At 47.1% G+C, this 18,902-nt stretch carries 13 protein-coding genes and 1 pseudogene; 4 read left to right on the forward strand and 10 right to left on the reverse strand.

Going from position 1 to position 18,902, the window contains the following annotated elements; all coding sequences use genetic code 11:
* Positions 1-283 precede the first annotated feature (283 nt).
* The 4 genes and pseudogenes from DY78_RS09930 to DY78_RS09940 all read left to right on the forward strand — a co-directional run.
* Positions 284-1,590 (forward strand): annotated as a pseudogene (locus DY78_RS09930) (glycoside hydrolase family 65 protein); the annotation flags it as partial.
* Between the two features lie 45 nt (positions 1,591-1,635).
* A complete protein-coding gene (locus DY78_RS16635) occupies positions 1,636-1,899 on the forward strand; it encodes a glycosyl hydrolase family 65 domain-containing protein (protein ID WP_235810663.1) in 264 nt (87 codons plus the stop codon).
* A gap of 13 nt (positions 1,900-1,912) precedes the next feature.
* Positions 1,913-2,596: a beta-phosphoglucomutase gene (gene pgmB / locus DY78_RS09935; protein ID WP_024625280.1), complete on the forward strand. Its 684-nt coding sequence runs from the start codon at positions 1,913-1,915 to the stop codon at positions 2,594-2,596.
* Positions 2,597-2,749: 153 nt separating this feature from the next.
* A complete protein-coding gene (locus DY78_RS09940) occupies positions 2,750-3,313 on the forward strand; it encodes a redoxin domain-containing protein (RefSeq protein ID WP_024625281.1) in 564 nt (187 codons plus the stop codon).
* Between the two features lie 648 nt (positions 3,314-3,961).
* On the opposite strand, the gene DY78_RS09945 is transcribed toward DY78_RS09940, so the two are convergent.
* From DY78_RS09945 to DY78_RS09990, 10 genes are all read right to left on the reverse strand, one after another.
* Complete coding sequence (locus DY78_RS09945; RefSeq protein WP_024625282.1) at positions 3,962-4,729, reverse strand: Cof-type HAD-IIB family hydrolase; 768 nt, start codon at positions 4,727-4,729, stop codon at positions 3,962-3,964.
* Positions 4,730-5,013: 284 nt separating this feature from the next.
* The gene (locus DY78_RS09950; RefSeq protein ID WP_024625283.1) at positions 5,014-6,831 is read right to left on the reverse strand and encodes a glycoside hydrolase family 13 protein; all 1,818 of its coding nucleotides are present in this window, start codon (positions 6,829-6,831) and stop codon (positions 5,014-5,016) included.
* Positions 6,832-6,849: 18 nt separating this feature from the next.
* Positions 6,850-9,252 carry a glycogen/starch/alpha-glucan phosphorylase gene (locus tag DY78_RS09955; protein WP_024625284.1) on the reverse strand — a complete coding sequence of 801 codons (2,403 nt, stop codon included), beginning with the start codon at positions 9,250-9,252 and terminating at the stop codon, positions 6,850-6,852.
* Complete coding sequence (glgA, locus tag DY78_RS09960; protein ID WP_024625285.1) at positions 9,249-10,703, reverse strand: glycogen synthase GlgA; 1,455 nt, start codon at positions 10,701-10,703, stop codon at positions 9,249-9,251. Before glgA ends, DY78_RS09955 begins: the two co-directional genes overlap by 4 nt.
* Positions 10,696-11,868 (reverse strand): glucose-1-phosphate adenylyltransferase subunit GlgD, encoded by a 1,173-nt coding sequence (gene glgD, locus DY78_RS09965; protein ID WP_024625286.1) that lies wholly within the window; start codon positions 11,866-11,868, stop codon positions 10,696-10,698. Before glgD ends, glgA begins: the two co-directional genes overlap by 8 nt.
* Positions 11,865-13,004 carry a glucose-1-phosphate adenylyltransferase gene (locus DY78_RS09970; RefSeq protein WP_024625287.1) on the reverse strand — a complete coding sequence of 380 codons (1,140 nt, stop codon included), beginning with the start codon at positions 13,002-13,004 and terminating at the stop codon, positions 11,865-11,867. The genes glgD and DY78_RS09970 overlap by 4 nt, the downstream gene beginning before the upstream one ends.
* Positions 13,001-14,899 (reverse strand): 1,4-alpha-glucan branching protein GlgB, encoded by a 1,899-nt coding sequence (gene glgB, locus DY78_RS09975; RefSeq protein ID WP_024625288.1) that lies wholly within the window; start codon positions 14,897-14,899, stop codon positions 13,001-13,003. Before glgB ends, DY78_RS09970 begins: the two co-directional genes overlap by 4 nt.
* A gap of 375 nt (positions 14,900-15,274) precedes the next feature.
* Complete coding sequence (locus DY78_RS09980; RefSeq protein WP_024625289.1) at positions 15,275-16,525, reverse strand: glutamate-5-semialdehyde dehydrogenase; 1,251 nt, start codon at positions 16,523-16,525, stop codon at positions 15,275-15,277.
* A gap of 24 nt (positions 16,526-16,549) precedes the next feature.
* Positions 16,550-17,347, reverse strand: coding sequence for a glutamate 5-kinase (proB, locus tag DY78_RS09985; protein WP_024625290.1), 798 nt, complete (start codon positions 17,345-17,347; stop codon positions 16,550-16,552).
* A gap of 41 nt (positions 17,348-17,388) precedes the next feature.
* Positions 17,389-18,594: an MDR family MFS transporter gene (locus tag DY78_RS09990; RefSeq protein WP_033612627.1), complete on the reverse strand. Its 1,206-nt coding sequence runs from the start codon at positions 18,592-18,594 to the stop codon at positions 17,389-17,391.
* Between the last annotated feature and the right edge of the window lie 308 nt (positions 18,595-18,902).

The following is an 18,902-nucleotide window of genomic DNA, read 5'->3' on the forward strand; positions in this document are numbered from 1 at the left end:
GGTTATGCTGAACAATTTGTCCAAAAATTCGGATTAAATTTGCAATCTACCTTTTGACCAGCATCACTTGCAAACGCTGGGAATCGAATCCCAAACCGATGCAGTGTACTTATCTGGACAAACGAAAACGTCAAAAATTGACTATACGATTGGCGCTAAGTTAACAAGTCCGGATTTAGGGTCGGACCAAGTGATTCAAGTCAACAATCAACCGCAAGGCGTGCAACAAACCGTTTCGCTCGCTGTGCAAGCCGGCAAAACGTATACCTTCGATAAATCAGTCGTGATTGCCACCAGCAACGTCCAAAACGACGATTTAATCCAACACGTCAATACCGAATTGACGCAGACTAGTTTTGATGACACCGTTAAAACGAGTCGTGATTACTGGCATCAAGCATGGCAAGATGCCGATATCAAGATTCGCGGTGACATCACGAGTCAGCGGTTGACGCGGGTCAATATTTTCCATAGTTTAGTTTCCGCCGCGGCGATTGAAAGCGGCCAGTTAGATGCGTCCGTCGGTGCCCGGGGGTTACATGGCGAAGCCTACCGGGGCCACGTGTTCTGGGATGAAATGTTCATTTTACCGTTCTATGCCTTGCATCGCCCAGAACTCGCCAAGCAACTCTTACTGTACCGCTACCGGCGCTTACCAGCGGCGCGCGCTAATGCAAAGGCGGCCGGTTTTGCCGGCGCCATGTATCCTTGGCAATCGGCCCAATATGGTGACGAGCAAGCGCAAATCACCCATTTAAATCCGATTACCGATACTTGGGATCCCGACAACAGTCGCTTACAACGCCACGTCTCCTTAGACATTGCTTATAACATTTGGGTCTACTACCACGACACCAAAGACAAGCAATTCTTAGCCGATTACGGCATGGAAATGTTACTCTCAATAGCAGAATTTTGGCTTAGTAAAGCGACTTATGACGACCAAACTGGCCGTTATTCGATTAGCGGGGTCATGGGACCTGATGAATTCCACGAAAACTATCCAAATAGCAAGACCCCCGGCTTGAAGAACAACGCCTATACCAATATCATGGTCGCTTGGCTCTTCCAAACGATCGATCACTTACGCACTAAGATTACCAACGAGGCTTATCAAAAAGCCGCCAACGCCGCTGATTTCAAACCGGAATTAGCGACTAAAATGACTGACATTAGTCATAAGTTAGCGCTTGAAATTAATCAAAGTGGGATTATTGCTCAATTTGAAGGCTACTTTAAGTTGCCAACCCTCGACTTCCGCGCTTATCGGCAAAAATATGGCGATATTGCCCGGATGGACCGCATCTTAAAGGCCGAGGATAAAACGCCCGACGCCTACCAAGTCGCGAAACAAGCCGACGCGTTGATGGCCTTTTACAACTTCGACGTCAGTGCCGTCCAAAAAATCATTACTGACTTAGGGTATCAATTACCAAAAGAGTATTTGACACACAATATTCAGTACTACTTGGAACGGACAACGCATGGCTCTCCTTATCGCGAATTGTCTATGCGGTCTTAAACCAACTCGATGAAAACTACGATCAGGCGTGGACATTATTCTCTGAAGCCCTTTTCTCGGATTACTACGATATTCAAGGTGGGACGACCGCTGAAGGGATTCACCTTGGCGTCATGTGCGCAACTTTATTACTCGAAACGCGTAACTTCGGTGGCGTCGATGTGTTAGGCAAGCATTTGACGGTTAATCCGCAACTACCCGCGCAATGGCAAGCTCTCAAATTTAAGCACACGTTCCAAGGCGGACACTACACCTTCGCAGTTGATCACGAAAAAGTGACCGTGACCGTCGACCAACCAAGCTCGATTCAAATTGCTGGTAAAAATTATGACTTACAAGCTAATAAACCACTAACAGTGGCCTATGCACATAAATAAGGGGATATTAAAAATGACAAAATTTGCTGATATTAAAGGATTTGTATTTGATTTAGACGGCGTGATTACCGATACGTCAATTTTCCATAGCCAAGCATGGCACCAAGTCGCTGATAAAGTCGGCGTTAAATGGGATGACGATTTGGCCGACGCGTTAAAGGGTATTAGTCGGATGGATTCTTTAAACTTAATCCTTGCGCGCGACCACAAAGAAAATGATTTTACTGAGGACGAAAAAGTAGCGTTAGCGACCGAAAAGAACGATAACTATTTGAAATTAGTTAATCAAATGACGCCCGCTAACATCTTACCGGGCATCCAAGCGTTCTTGGATGATTTGAAAGCTCAAGGTTACTTATTATCATTAGCTTCAGCTTCTAAGAACTCCCCATTAGTATTGAAGCACTTAGGTCTGGGCGACTATTTCACCAAGTCCGTTGACCCGGCCAGCTTAAAACATGGCAAGCCCGATCCAGAAATCTTCCGTCGCGGCGCTGAAATCTTGAACCTCGACCCCGCTCAATGTATTGGGGTTGAAGATGCCGCCGCCGGGGTCCAATCGATCAACGGCGCTGGCGAAACTTCCATTGGGATTGGTGATCCACAAGTGTTAGCGGCCGCAAACATCAACTTCACGGATACGACGCAATTAACCTTAGCTAATATTCAAAAAGAACTCGATGCCGCTTTAGCTTAATTATAAAAAGCGTTTGGACGCTGTCCGAACGCTTTTTTGGTTGATTCCATTTCGGTTATCCTAACTTTTATCGAGATTCGGGTTGAAATTTAGTTGCTAATGTTTTATATTGGTTATGAAATAAGAATGATTCTAAATACGGAGGGCGTTATTATGAATTATATTGATCAGAAATTACCGGAATTTTCAGTAAATGCTTATCAACAAGGGGCAACGCGGACGATTACGACCGCGGATGTGTTAGGCAAGTGGGCGGTCTTTTTCTTCTACCCAGCCGACTTTACTTTCGTTTGTCCAACCGAACTGGGCGACTTACAAGCCCACTATGAAGACTTCCAAAAAGCCAACGCGGAAATCTACTCAGTATCCGAAGATTCCGAATTCGTCCATAAAGCCTGGGCCGACGCGACGGACACGATTGGCCAAGTCCAATATCCGATGCTTGCCGACCCCGCTGGCAAATTAGCACGGTTCTTTGACGTCTTAGACGAAGACGCGGGTCAAGCTTATCGCGGCGTCTTCATCGTTAACCCGGAAGGCCAAATCAAGTCATATACAATCAACGACATGAACATCGGCCGCAATGCCAACGAAGTCTACCGGACCTTAATGGCCGCCGAATTCGTCGCCGCTCACGGCGATATGGTTTGCCCAGCCAACTGGCATCCAGGTGAAACCCCAATTACACCTAGCTTGGACTTAGTCGGTAAGATCTAGGCGCCCGACAAGTCGAGCTCAAAGGTAGTTATTGCCGCTACCAGCTGACCGTAATTCCATCCGCTATGTGGACCGGTCCAAGCCTGAGAAGCGGTCTTGGGCCTCCATTACGGTCAGCTAGTAGCTAAATTGGTTTTTATATAACAATGGTGCGATTACACAAATTATGTAGTCGCACCTTTTATTTTGATTACTATTTTGTTGGAAGTCGTGACGTCTGGTCGCCCCACTGTCGCAACAACCAACATTGGAGAAACTACTTTTATAGATGGCGGTAGTCTAAGTTGGTAAAATGACCCCACTTGTACAGTAACTTTCACGCTGCCAACCGAGAGCTAAAATATGCCGACTACTAACACACATATATAGCGCAATAAAAAAATTATGACAACTATTTTGTTATGCCATTCGAATAGTAAGTTCAAGTAAGCTATGGCATCCCGGAAGCAAGTTAAAGTGTGAACGTACCGAAATTGTTCTTAGTCGAGTGGTTTTCTCGACTTAGAACAAGGACGACTTTTGAGATTAGCGGGTTGGGCTAAGCTCAAAAACGAGGCTTGCGACCGCCCTTTGGCGCAAACCGGTCCCAGCACGAGAACACTTTAACTTGCTGGAGGGCCAACATTCGAAGACAACCATCCTAATGATCTAAATCAAATCGAAGTGCCGTAACCCTTGTGCAATCCCACCATGCATGTTGTCACTAGTGACATATTTGGCGAGACGCTTCACGTTGGCTTGCCCGTTGCCCATTGCAATCGGCGTGGTGACCATTTGAAACATCTCAATATCGTTGTCCGCATCGCCAAAAGCATATGTCGGGACGTTCGTTAAGTGGGCTTGGACTAAGATATCGCGAATGCCAACCGCTTTGGAGACACCCCACCGCATCGTATCCAGTGCCCGCGGATTGTTGCGCACGAAGCTCAACTGGCCCCGATAGCGGTCGCGGTAACGCCGCGCATCACCAGCGTCAAACGTCAATATGAAGTTGATATGCTGATGTTGATAATACCGCGGGGCCACGACGGCCGGTTGGTGTAACTTGTGAAAATTAGCAGTCGTCAACGCGTCGCGATGGCTGAGCGCAAAACCGGCGTTGTTATAATAAGCCAGCGCATCCCCGTGCTGATTAGCATAGTGGGTCACATCTTGTAGGAGCCCTTTGTCGATTTCGTGGGCTGATAAAAATTTTCCTTGATATTGCACATAACTCCCATTGGCGCTTACAATCGAGTCAATCCCCGTTGCTTGCATCACATCTCGGACTTCAAACACGTTGCGACCAGTCGCGATAACCGGCAAGACGCCATTTGCTTTCAATTGTTGAATGGCGTGTACGCTGCTAGGTGCGACCGTTTTATCGTCCTGCATCAACGTGCCATCCAGGTCAAAAAAGACCACTGCTTGGTACAAACCATTACCTTCTTTCTCAAAGCACGAACTAGTTTAGTTCATAAGTTAATTATACAGCGAAGGTCGACGACTACTGAAAATATTGCTTGTAGTTTCAAGAGCGGGCGCCGAAAAAAGGGCGTAAAAAAAGCCATGACCAATCAAGGAAAGTCATGACTTTTTTATACGTCTCTTAAGGATCGACGGGGATACTTCTTAATGACATAATCGCGGGGTGCTGATTAAGAAGTACATTTATAATATAGTGCTTTCCGGGTTGTACAACTATCGTTTTTCTGTAAATTTCATGTAAAGTTTTCAATAAGTTGAATTTGCGTGCCACTTAAGGTCTGCCCATTCAGCCGTTGTTGCACGGCTGACGCGAGTTCTGGCGGGACGACCGCTAAATGCCAATCAGCGGCCGCAATGACATGATTCATGTTCGTCACGTTAATCACAACTAACACTGTTTGCCCATCTTGCCAATAGACGTAGCCAATCCCGTAATCTGCCAAGTAAAATGGCGCCATCGCGGCAGTATTTAACCACGGATGATTTTGGCGCCAATGGGTCCACTTTTGAACATAGTGAATCTGGGCTTGATCAGCACTAGCCCACGGATAAAACGCCCGATTATCGGGATCTTTACCCCCAGTCATCTTCGCTTCATCACCGTAGTACAAACATGGGACACCCGGCAAGGTGAGCAGCATACTAACGGCCAGTTGTAGCCGACTCATATCTTCTTGCAACATCGTCAAGATGCGGGGCGTATCGTGGCTCCCAATATTATTGAAATTATATCGGAACGTCGTTTGCGGATAGTTTTCTTTAAGCGTCATCAGCTCGCGCCACCAATCAACGGGTGCCAAGGTGCCGGTTAACACGTGAATAATCAAGCGGCGCAGCGGATAATTCATGACCGCTTGGAGGCCACCACCTTCCAAATAATGGCGCCGTTGCCCATAAGCTAATTTATGCGACGCATCCTCCCAAACTTCACCAATCAGCACTTTGTCGTCGAATTGGTCTAAAGCGTGGCGAATTCCCATGATAAAGTCATCTGGTAATTCATCAGCGACGTCTAACCGCCAGCCATCCACGCCGCGCTCCGTCCAATAATTAATGACTGAGCTCGGTTGACCAAAGATAAAGTCACGATAAGCTTGATTCTCCTTATCGACCGTTGGTAAATCGGTAATTCCCCACCAGCTATCATATTCGGTCGGATAGTTGATAAACGTGAACCACGGATAATACGGACTAGTCCGCGCTTGCGCGGCGCCGACGGTATCATAATGGCCACTACGATTAAAGTAGCGTGAATCGACCCCCACGTGGTTAAAAACGCCATCCAAAATCAAGTGCATCCCAGCATCATGAATCGCGGTCACTAAATGGTCAAAGTCACTGAGCTCACCCAAAACTGGGTCAATTTTTAAGAAATCGCCGGTATCATAGCGGTGATTGCTCGTGGCTTGAAAAATGGGGGTCAAATAAAGCACGGTCACCCCGAGTTTTTTCAAATAAGGTAACTTGGCTTCAATGCCGCGCAAGTTACCGCCGAAAAAGTCCCACCGCAAAATTTCTTGATGTTGATTACGAATATACATCGGGGTATCCGTCATGCGCCCGTAAATAAAGCTATTGGGTTTTGGCGCATTCACATGACCATCGGGATTACCGTTGTAAAAGCGATCGACAAAGATTTGATAGGCCACGCCTTCCCGATACCATTGTGGCAACGTTTCTTTAGCTTGCATCACGGTTAATTGGTACATCTGGACTTGTTCACGACGGGCATACTGCTCGCCTTCACCACCGTATCCGCCATCGACACAGCCATAAAACGTCGTGTCATGCGTCGTTTGGACGCGGAAATAATAAAAGTACAAGCCGGCCTGTGCGGGCGCAAAAGTCACGGTGTAATCGCCGTCACTAGTGGCCGTCATCGGCAACGCTTGCTCGGCGTCCCATTGGCCATCATGCGCAATACATAAGGCGACCGTTTTTAACAACCCCGGCGTTTGGACGTTTAACGTAAAGTGCAAGGTCGTATTTTGTAATACCGCACCCAAGGGGGTCTTGAATTGGGGCAAAAAAGAATCGTAGGTCAGTTGCATGGCGCCCCCACCTCCTTTTTAATTAACTTGGGCATGCGGCACTTGCCAAATATCATCACTATACCGGGCTACCGCCAAATCAGCGGAGAAGACTCCTGAAGCCGCAATGTTGGCCAAAGCTTTTTGTTGCCAAGTCGTTTGGTCGTTAAAGTCTGCACCAATGGCTTGTTGCTGCTGGGTATAGCTTTCATAATCGGCCAGTACGAAAAATTCATCATTGTAGCGTAACAGTGAATCGTAAATCTCGCGGCCCTCGGTAGTAATCCCCGGAATCGTGCCGTCAATTAACGTATCCAAGACCCGTTTGAGTTCCGGATTCGAATTATAAAAGTCGACCGCATGGTAATCACCACGTTCGTAATAGCCATAGACGGCTTTAGCAGTCAGGCCAAACGCGTATTCATTTTCGTTACCGGCCGCTTGGATAATATCAATGTTGGCCCCGTCTAACGTCGCTAACGACAACGCCCCGTTAGCCATCAGCTTCATATTACTCGTCCCGGAAGCTTCCTTAGATGCCGTTGAAATCTGTTCACTAATGTCAGCCGCTGGAATAATCAATTCACCGAGTGAGACGCCGTAGTTCGGGATAAAGGCGACTTTCAATTGATCGCCGACTTCCGGATCATGGTTGATCAAATCGGCCAACGCGTTAATTAGTTTAATGATAGATTTGGCGTAGTGATAACTTGGCGCCGCTTTCGCCCCAAAGATATGCACGCGTGGTGTTACTTGGGCTTGCGGATGGTCTTTAATCGCCAAATACTCGCGAATAATTTCCAAGACGTGTAAGAGTTGCCGCTTATAGGCGTGCAGCCGCTTGATTTGTACATCAAAAATCGCATCGGTGCGCAAATCAATGTCCAACGTCTTTTTGACATAGGCCGCCAGCGCTTGCTTATTTTGCGTCTTGATCTGCGTTAACTGCGCTAAAAATTTTGGGTCGTCTTGATAAGCTAGCAACGTTTTCAACTGACTTGGCTGTTGCCGCCAACTTTGACCGATTTTGGCATCTAACAAGTTGGCTAACGGTTCGTTGGCTAATTGCACCCAGCGTCGCGTCGCAATCCCGTTCGTCTTATTATTAAAACGTTCAGGATAAACTTGATATAAATCGCGTAAGACGTCATCTTTCAAGAGTTCCGTGTGCAATGGCGCGACCCCGTTAACACTGTGACTGCCAATAACGGCTAAATACGCCATCCGCACTTGCCCATCCCCGAGCGGCGCTGTGCGATTAACCAGCGCTTCGCCGTAAACCGGCGTTTTAGCTAACCGATAGCGCCGATCAATTTCGGCCACGATTTGATAAATCCGCGGTAATAAGCCTTTGAACATATCAATCGGCCACGTTTCCAAGGCTTCTTGTAAAATCGTATGGTTCGTATAACTCATGACTGACTTGGTCAATTCCCACGCCACGTCCCAAGTACAGTGATGTTCATCCATCAAAATACGCATCAATTCCGGAATTACCAAGGTTGGATGGGTATCGTTAATATGAATGGCAATCTTTTTCCCGAGTTCTTTCATCCCTTGATGGCGCAACCCATAGTGACGAATAATACTTTGCACGCCGGCGGATGAGAAGAAATATTCTTGGCGGAGCCGCAACGCTTGACCTTCAGAATTGGAATCGTCGGGATACAAGACTTTGGTAATATCATCAATGCGGTCGCGTTGGGCTTGCGAATAATACGTCGTGTCGGCACTTGGCGGTAATTCTACCGACCAGAGCCGTAGCGTATTCGTCACATCGTTATGGTAGCCGACTAAGCCGGTATCATACGGCACGGCGAGTACATCGTCGGTATTTTCATACATCGCCTTTAAGGTGCCATCTGGTTGGGGCTGCATCCAAACATTGCCCCCAAATCGGACGAGACAACTCTTATTTTCCCGCCGAATTTCCCAGACATTCCCATTTCGGAGCCAATCGTCGGGTAATTCAACTTGGTAGCCATCCATAAAGACTTGTTTAAACAAGCCATACCGATAACGAATCCCATTGCCGTTGCCCGCAATCCCTAAGCTCGCCATCGAATCCATATAACACGCCGCTAACCGGCCTAAGCCCCCGTTACCGAGACCCGGATCCGGTTCCGCCGCACTAATCGTTTCAAAGTCTAAGCCAAGTTCTTTTAACCCCGCACGCACCGTATCCAACAGTCCTAAGTTCAGTAAGTTGGATTTCAATAAACGCCCCGGTAAGAATTCGATTGAGAAGTAATAGACTTGTTTTTGGTCTTGCTCCCGATATTTTTTTGACGTTTTTGTCCAATGTGAGCCATCATAGCGCCGCGCCAAATGTCCGAGCGCCACAAACTGACCATAGGCGGACGTGTCACTTAAAGTCGTGGCGTATAACGTCTTAATTTCGGCCAAAAAATCCTTCTTAAACTGTGCCTTTGTTAATTTCAAAATTGCACCCCCGTGTCCAACAAGTCTTCATAGCATGCCTGGTACTTGGCAGCTGATTTTTCCCAGCCGAAGTCTATCGCCATCGCTTGTTGTTGCAATTGTTGCCATGCCACTTGGTCATCTTGATAGACCGTCGTAGCGAGCGTCATCATTTTTCGTAAGACCGCTGGTTGATAATCGTCGAATGCAAAGCCGGTTCCGGCCCCCGTATTTTTATCGTATGGGATGACCGTATCCTTCAAGCCTCCCACCGCATGCACGAGTGGTAAGGTCCCATAATGCATTGCCATCATTTGTGATAAGCCGGACGGTTCAAACGCCGATGGCATCATGAAGATGTCGGCGCCCGCATAAATTTGTTGCGCCAATTGAACGTCAAATTTGATTTGCGCGGCGACCTTGGTCGGATAAGCTGCTTGGAAAATCTTGAACGCGTCTTCTAATACCGGTTCACCGGTTCCTAACACCACAATTTGGGCATCATTATGTTGCAAAAAGTCATCGAGACTATCTAGCAGCACATCCATCCCTTTTTGATGCGTCAGCCGCGAAACGACCGCTAACACAGGCACTTCCGCCGTCGGTAACCCCACGGCTTGTTGTAAGGCCCGTTTATCGAGCATCTTGGGCGTGACGTCGGCAGCTGTATAGTTGGCGGTCAACGCCGAATCCGTCGCTGGATCATACAACTCGGTATCGATGCCATTCATAATGCCACTGAGTTTCCACGAATAATCGCGTAAGACACCATCTAGTCGTTCCCCAAAAGCCGGTGTTTGAATCTCTTTAGCATAGGTTGGTGATACGGTATTGACCGCATTGGCAAAGACGATCCCGGCCTTCAGAAAGTTGACTTGCCCGTCAAATTCGATACTGCCGTCAATGAACTTCTGCCAACCCATTTGGAACAAACTATCCAAAATAACCGGATCGTAGTTACCTTGAAATTGCATGTTATGAATCGTTAGTAACGTTTTAATCGATTGATAAGCTTCAACCCAGTAATACTTTTCTTGCAACAAGACGGGGATAAACGCGGTATGCCAGTCATTTAAATGCAGCACATCGGGAATATAGGCGACGCGTTCCATCATTTCACAAATGGCCATTTGGAAAAAGGCGAAGCGTTCACCATCGTCCCAGTAACCATACAAGCCTTCGCGGTTGAAGTAATCCCGATTATCAATGAAATAATATTGAATGCCAGCGACCGTCAACGTTTTGATCCCACAATACTTGGCTTGCCCACCGACGTAAACCGTAAAGTGGGTATCGTCAGCGAGCTGACCACGATATTTATCGGGAAATTGTTGTTCATAATACGGAATGACGACGCGGACCGTTTCACCCGCCGCAGCTAGGGCTCGTGGCAACGCTAGACTGACATCGCCTAAGCCCCCGGTTTTATAAAACGGCGCTGCTTCGGCCGCGGCAAAGAGTATCTTACTCACTCGTAACCACCTCCGCTTGCCGGAAGATATGCTGACCTTTACTAATAACGAGTGGATTATCGGGCGTCCCTTTCAAGACTAAGTTCGGGCCGATGACCGCATTCTTATCAATGATTACATTTTCAATCTTAGTGCCGGCGCCGATGCGGGTTCCTTGCATGATCACGGCATCCTTAATCTGACTGCCGCGATTAATGAGGACGTTGCGGAAAATAACCGAATGATCAACTTGCCCTTCGATATAGCCGCCAGTCCCACATAAGCTCGCGCGGAATTGGGAGCCTTCCGCAAAGAAGGTCGGAATTTCATTTTTGACCTTCGTATAAATGCGCCGCGAACTGTAAAAGAGCGCGCGGAAGTTGGCTTCTTCTAAAATTGCCATATTGGCTTGGAAGTAACTCTTCAAGTCGTGCACGTTGGCGTGAAAACCGGTATATTCAAAGGCATTGGCATTATGCTGCATCACGGCTTGCTTCATCAGTTCTTCTAAGGAGATGATATCGCCGCGCCGATTAGCATCTTGCAAGATTTCAATCAGATCTACGGTACTCATCAAGTAAATATCCATATTCTTGGCACCTTTTTTAGCGCCTTTGCTCAACTTCGCTTTGGCGGTCGGCACCACGGCCGTCGCCATCCCCTTATCGGTCAACTGTAAAATGGTGTTTTTCGGTGTTAAGCTCGCCGGATCAACACTCTTATAAACCGTCGTGACCGGATTATCCCGTTCTTCGTGATACCGAATCAACGCTTTTAAGTCGATGTTGCCCACATTGCGCGTGCTCATCACAACGGAATAGTCACTGTGACTACGCTTCAAGAATAGAATCGTGTTGTCATAGTAGTGATGAATCAGCGACTGCTTTTTTTCTGGCGCAATCAAGTTCAGATCATTGTACGGATACATGAATAGGCCACCACCAACCGTATCTAAGCCCCAATCACGCCCCGAACGCAGATGGTCTGAGACTGAGCGACCCGAACGCGGCGTCGTGACCATCACATTTTGAATGCCCGCGTTAACGGCGCTGGATAGTGGAAAGTCTAATAACCGATACCGACCCCCAAATGGCAACATGCCGACTGGCCGCGCCGTCGTCAACGGCGTTAATTGCTCGCTTGGTTCCACCAAATTAATAATTGCACTGACTGTTCCTCGTTTCATGGTTTCTCCACCCCCACAACTTCGTTATACCCAACAACGGCAATCTCATCGGCACTACCTTGCACGATCGCATCGTCGCCAATGACTGCTTCTTCCCCAATTAAGGCGTGGTCGATCACCACATTTTTACCAATCGTGGCCCCCGGCATGACCATACTATCGACAACGCGACTGCCCATCCCGACTGAAACGCGCTGCGATAAGATTGAATGATCGACTTCACCAGCCACATAGCAACTATCCACAATCATCGAATTATTGACTTGGCTCGTTTCCGTCAAGAACATCGGCGGCAATACTTCGGCTTTGGAATAGATGCGCCAGTTTTGATCACCAATATTCAAGCGATTATGTGGTGATAAAAATTCCATATTCGCTTGCCATAAACTTTGAATCGTCCCCACATCGCGCCAGTAACCTTTAAACGCATATGCATAAACCGATTCGTTGTGCGCCAAGTACGATGGAATCACATTTTTACCAAAGTCTTCTAACGACTTATCGGTCGCATAGCTCTTCATCAGATAATCCCGTAAAGTCGGCCAATTAAAAATGTAAATCCCCATCGAGGCTTTATCGCTCTTCGGATGTTCCGGCTTTTCTTCAAACTCAATGATGCGGTCGGTCTCATCCGTGTTCATCATCCCAAAGCGCTTAGCTTCTTCTTTGGAAACTGGGATAACACCGACCGTCAACGACGCTTTTTTCGCTTTGTGATAACTGAGCATCGCATCGTAATCCATCTTATAAATATGGTCGCCAGATAGGACTAACAAATATTTTGGATTTTGTTGATCAATATATTCAATATTTTGATAAATCGCGTGGGCCGTGCCTTCAAAGAACTTCTCACCTTCGCTCGATGAGTACGGTTGTAAGACGGTCACCCCACCGTGTAAGTTATCCAAGCCCCAACTAGCGCCGTTACCAATATGGGCATTTAATTCGAGCGGTTGATATTGCGTGATGACCCCCACGGAATCAACCCCAGAATTCGCACAGTTACTCAACGTAAAATCAATGATGCGGTAGCGCCCACCGAATGGCACGGCTGGTTTCGCGGTACCTTTTGTGAGCTTGCCTAAACGGGTCCCCTGACCCCCAGCTAAAATAATGCCTAACATTTCATTATTCATTTTTTCGACTCCCCTTTGACTTTGTGTGGCTGGATCAATAATGCCCCCATGGCCGGTAACGTCACTTCAAAGCTAGCGGGTTGCCCATGGAACGGTTGGTCGGTCGCCGTAAAAGTCGTTTCCAACTTCGTCCACGTGCCCCCATAGGTCTGATCTTCGGTATTCAGCAACAATTCATACGTTCCGGGATATGGCACCCCAATCCGATACTGACGCCGTTCAACTGGGACAAAGTTAAACGCCGCGATCACAAAACTATACTTGCGTTTCGCTTGGCGAATAAAGACCATCGTCGAGCTTGCCGGATCATCGGTATACGTATATTTGATACCAGCCGCCTCATGATCAAGTTCCCATAGCGGCCGCTTGGCATGATAGACCGTATTTAAGGCGGTCGTGAACTGTTGCATGTGCGCATTCATCGCATCATCCAAATCGACCCATTCCAATTGACTCCAGTCACGCCATTCCAAATATTGGCCCCATTCGGACCCCATAAAATTCAATTGTTTCCCCGGAAACGCCGCCATATATGTCATCATCGTTCGTAAATTTGCGAATTGATTATAGCGGTCCCCGGGCATTTTATGCATCAAAGACTTCTTGCCGTGCACGACTTCATCATGCGAAAATGGCAGAATGAATTGCTCATCAAACATGTAGACAAACGCAAAGGTCAACAAGTTGAAATGGTCGCAACGATACAACGGGTCCATTTCAAAGAAGTCCAACGTATCGTGCATCCACCCCATGTTCCACTTGTAGTTAAATCCTAAGCCGCCATCCGCCACCATCCCGGTCACTTGTGGGTACGAAGACGACTCTTCAGCAATCATCAAAATATCGGGATGATGCGCAAACACTTCCGTATTGAGTTTTTGTAAAAAGGCAATCCCTTCTAAATTACGGTTATCGCCATACTGATTAACTTGCCCTTCGCGCCCTTCGTCGTAGTCCAAATACAACATATTGGAAACCGCATCGACGCGTAAGCCGTCCAAATGACACGTGCTCAACCAGTACAAAGCACTGGAAATCAAGAAGCTCTGCACTTGCGTCTTGCCAAGGTCAAAGTTCCAAGCCCCCCAGCGACGGTTATTGGCGCGATCCTCGTCGGCGTACTCAAACGTCGGCGTCCCATCGTATTGGTATAGGGCATCATAGTTGCGAATAAAGTGCCCGGGGACCCAGTCGACAATCACGCCCAAGTTGGCTTGATGGCAACGGTCCACAAATTTCAAAAAATCAGCATGGTGCCCAAAGCGACTCGTCGGCGCAAAGTACCCTAATTGTTGATAGCCCCATGACGCATCGAGCAAATGTTCCATAACTGGCATCAGTTCGATATGCGTGTAACCGAGCCCTTTAACGTATGGAATCAGTTCATCGGCTAATTCAGCATACGTATAGTAACTATCGTCAGCGTGGCGGCGCCATGACCCTAAATGCACTTCATAAATATTGATTGGTCGATTTTGCGGCTTCGATTTATGCCGTCGCGCTAACCATAGACTATCGTGCCAATGCATCGGCTGCTCAGCCAAAACAACGGCTGCATCACCCGGTTTGCGTTCAAATTCTTGGGCAAACGGGTCAATCTTTAATTGCACGTCACCAGTTTGGCTAGTGACTTGAAACTTATATAGATCCCCCGCTTGCACCGTCGTCAGTGTGCCCGCCCAAATACCCGTACTGCAATCTAGTGTTAACGGGGTCGCCTGCCAGTCATTAAAACTACCAACGACCGCGACCGCCTTTGCTTGTGGTGCCCAAACCCGAAAAGTCACGTGGGTCGCATCCACAAAGTGACAACCGAAATAATCTTGACTCGCAAAGCCTTGTCCCGTATTAAAGAGATAGGCTTGCGTCGTCAGTTGCTGTGGTGAATTAACCAAAGTCGTCACACCCCCTAATGTGATTTATGAAACAACAAATTAACTTATCCTTAGTATACGGGGGCTGAAAACGCTTGCCCATCCTTGATAAGTTCGCCGAATTAATCACCATCAATCAACGCTAATCCCCGGTACGATACGGTTTCACGTCCTTTTAACAACTAAGTGGCTGAGAACTGAATGTTAGCAACTATTCACAGTTTTTGCCGGTGTAACGGTCTTTAATTCACGTCCTTTTAACAGCCACAAAAAAACGACCAAATTGGTCGTTTTTTGTCGTTCGATTATTTATTAGGTTTCCAAATGAATATAAAAAAACTGATAATCAGATTAACGGCCGCCCGTTAACTAGATTATCAGTTACTGAATTCAGCTTTATTGGCGCACTTGGCCATTACCATCAATCACATACTTGTAGGAAGTCAATTCAACTAAGCCCATCGGTCCGCGCGCGTGTAATTTTTGCGTGGAAATCCCGATTTCGGCCCCAAAGCCAAATTCAAACCCATCCGTAAAGCGCGTTGAAGCATTGATATAAACACAAGCAGCATTCACGCGTTGTTGGAATACCTTTCCAGCTTGGTAGTTATCCGTCACAATGGCTTCGGAATGTTGCGTATTATAGCGATTAATATGTTGAATCGCTTCGGCTTCCGAATCTACAACTTTGACCGCAATGATGAGGTCATTGTATTCAGTACCCCAGTCCGCATCGGTCGCCGGAATCACATCGGGCACAATCGCCCGCGTTCGCGCATCACCACGAACTTCTACCCCTTGGTCGCGTAATGCTTGCACAATGGTTGGCAAATAGTCCGCCGCCACGGCCGCATGAATCAATAACTTTTCGGTCGCGTTGCAGACCGATGGCCGTTGCACCTTACCGTTGACCACAATGTCGGTCGCCATCTTTAATTGGGCGGCTTGATCAACGTACACGTGACAATTGCCAGCGCCAGTTTCGATAACTGGCACGGTGGCTTTAGCGAGGACCGTTTGAATCAAGCGGGCACTCCCCCGCGGAATCAAAACATCCACGTAATCGGTCAACTGCATGAATTTTTCTGCCGTGGCATGTGACGTGTCTTGAATCAACTGAATCGCATTTTCATCAACGCCAGCGGCTTGTAAGGCCCCGCGTAAGACATTAACCAAGGCCTGGTTAGAATGGAGCGCTTCTTTACCACCCCGTAAAATCACGGCATTACCGGTCTTAAAGCACAAGGCGGAGGCATCGACGGTCACGTTCGGCCGGGCTTCAAAAATCATCCCAATCACACCTAAGGGCACGCGTTGCTTAGCAATCATTAACCCCGCGGTGTTTTTCCAAGCGTGGTCGACATTACCAATCGGATCCGGCAAAGCCGCGACTTGTTTTAACCCCGTTGCCATATCTGCAATCCGGTCAGCCGTCAACGTCAAGCGGTCAACGAACTTTTCCGGCACTTGGGGATTCTCTAAATCCTGCGCATTAGCGGCCAAAATGGTCGCCTGCTGGGCCGTCAATGCGGCGGCCATTGCTAATAAGACGTCATTTTTTTGCGTCGTTGTTAAGAGACCTAAAGCGTAACTCGCTTGTTGCGCCTGTTGGCCTAACTGTTCTAAATCAGCTGTTGCCATCTCCATGGTAATTCCTCCTAAATTTATCGCTTAACCAAATAAGGTGCCGACCGGTTCACCCGCAATAATTTGAAAAATAATGCTCGGGTCTTCACCGTTAGCCAAAATCATTTGACCGTCAGCTTTAATCATCCGTTCAGCGGCTTTTAACTTCGTGACCATGCCACCCGTACCAAAACGACTGCCGCTACCTCCCGCGAGGTCATACGTCTGTTGATCAACTTTTTCAATGTGAGCCAACAATTGTGCTTTGGCATCTTCATTCGGATTAGCGTCATAAAAGCCATCAATATCCGACAACATAATTAACAAATCCGCCCCGATATTCGTTGCCACGACCGCGGATAATTGATCATTATCACCGAATTTGGTTTCATGATCCAATTCGTCGACCGCCGTCGTATCATTTTCATTCACAATCGGGACGACGTTTTGCGCTAACAGCGCGTCAAACGTGTTCAAGACGTTACGGTGACTCTTCGGATATACAAAGATGTCACGCGTCAACAAGACTTGCCCAATTTTTTGTTCATAAATCGCAAACCGTTCCTTATAAATGGAAATCAATTCCGATTGTCCAATCGCCGCAATGGCTTGTTGTTCCGGAATCGCTTTTGGCCGTTGTTTTAAGCCCATGTAGTTCAAGCCAACCCCAATCGCTCCAGAAGAAACTAAGACGACGTCACGACCCCGATGGCGCATCGCACTAATGACGAAGGCCAGCTGATCAATGGCGCGTAGATTAATCGAGCCATCGGGATAAACCAACGTACTCGTGCCAACTTTTATGACCACTCGTTTGGCCTTCAATTTTCGCATCACACGCACTTTTGCCACCAACTTTGATTATATTTGTTTCACGTGAAACATTATTTTGTTTTGATATCGGTATTTAAATAATTCGTCGCCTGCCGTTGATTGACGTGGACGACAACCATATTAATGCCTAACACTATTAATAAAACCACAAAGGCCAGTAAAAACAAAGCCTTATACGACCACTGATCAATAATCATGCCACCAAATAACGGTCCTAACGACCGACCTAACGCACAAAACGCCTGCACTAAGCCTTGATACCGTCCTTTCGCACTGACCGGTGACAATTGACTGACCAGCGTCGGCATCGCCGGTGACCAGGTCGCCTCGCCAATCGTTAACAAGACCATCGCAAAAATAAAATGCGCATAGTCGTGCGCGCTGACGAGTGACAAAAATGATAATCCGACAAATAACATGCCAAAGAAAAATTGATAATATAAGTTTTTAATCCGGTCACCGAGCAAACTTAAAATCGCTTGAATAATCACTAATAAGGCCGCATTGATTGTCCATAAGAAGCTGTAATTACGTAGCGGCATCCCGAGATCGGTCATGTGGACCGATAAATTACTGACCCATTGTTCATAGAGCAGCCAGATAATAAATAAACTAATAAAAAAGGTCCACACCATCCGGGCATTAGCGCGTGGCAATTTCACATTGCGAGCTTGGCGCGGATCGACCCCGGTGACATCGGACGAATCCACATTATATTCAAAAATAGCAATAATTAGGAAAATCACAAATAATCCGGTTGTCATGGAGAATAATAACGCCATCCCCATGCTATAAACAATCCCGACCAGCATCGTCCCAAAAACGACGCCTAAATTAGCGGCCAAATACATCCAAGTAAATGTCTGGCGAACCTTCTCATGAGGAACGCTCGCGGCTAAGGCGTTAAACATCGTATTCAACCACCCACTCGCAAACCCGGTAACCACTAATAAGATCGGATACATTGGCCAACCGTGTAAAAAAATTAATGAAAAGTTTGCCAAGCCGTTAATGGTAATTCCTAGTAGTAATAAGTAGTACGGGTTGCCGCGGTCGAAAATGCGACCACCTAACGTGCTAGCTAAGACATTGGCCACCGAATTCAGCAGCAAGACAACCCCCGTTTCGGTTAATGACTTACCTAAGACATTATGCATATAAATAGTCGTTAATGGCCAAATAAAGCTCATGCCAATGTTATTCATAAATTGACCAATAATCAGCCAAGGAATTCCAATTGATTGTTTCCGCGTCATCGCACCACCACCCCGTTAAATCTGTCTACTTTCCATCATAGCAAATATTAATTTATTTAACAGGGGCCCGTCGTTCAAAATTGGCAATCAGCAATCGTTGACGTGACTGATAAACGTGACTATACTTTAGCTATTAGGTCAGTAAAAAAGCACGGTGCGCGAACACCGTGCTAGGTCCAATTAATGCTTGCTACGTACTGTCTAGTTGAGACGCTGGCCTAAGAAGTATTATTTTATCTGTAACTATATAACACTTGGTAGATTGCAAATTTAATCCGAATTTTTGGACAAATTGTTCAGCATAACCT

The organism is Lactiplantibacillus fabifermentans DSM 21115 (genome assembly GCF_000498955.2).
In the GTDB taxonomy this organism is placed as follows: Bacteria; Bacillota; Bacilli; order Lactobacillales; family Lactobacillaceae; genus Lactiplantibacillus; species Lactiplantibacillus fabifermentans.

Excerpts from the sequence above, each read along its gene's own strand:
- pgmB (WP_024625280.1), top strand. The coding sequence starts at position 1,913 with ATGACAAAATTTGCTGATATTAAAGGATTTGTATTTGATTTAGACGGC.
- DY78_RS09950 (WP_024625283.1), bottom strand. The coding sequence starts at position 6,831 with ATGCAACTGACCTACGATTCTTTTTTGCCCCAATTCAAGACCCCCTTG.
- DY78_RS16635 (WP_235810663.1), top strand. The coding sequence starts at position 1,636 with ATGTGCGCAACTTTATTACTCGAAACGCGTAACTTCGGTGGCGTCGAT.
- DY78_RS09990 (WP_033612627.1), bottom strand. The coding sequence starts at position 18,594 with ATGACGCGGAAACAATCAATTGGAATTCCTTGGCTGATTATTGGTCAA.
- DY78_RS09980 (WP_024625289.1), bottom strand. The coding sequence starts at position 16,525 with ATGGAGATGGCAACAGCTGATTTAGAACAGTTAGGCCAACAGGCGCAA.
- glgD (WP_024625286.1), bottom strand. The coding sequence starts at position 11,868 with ATGAAACGAGGAACAGTCAGTGCAATTATTAATTTGGTGGAACCAAGC.
- DY78_RS09940 (WP_024625281.1), top strand. The coding sequence starts at position 2,750 with ATGAATTATATTGATCAGAAATTACCGGAATTTTCAGTAAATGCTTAT.
- DY78_RS09970 (WP_024625287.1), bottom strand. The coding sequence starts at position 13,004 with ATGAATAATGAAATGTTAGGCATTATTTTAGCTGGGGGTCAGGGGACC.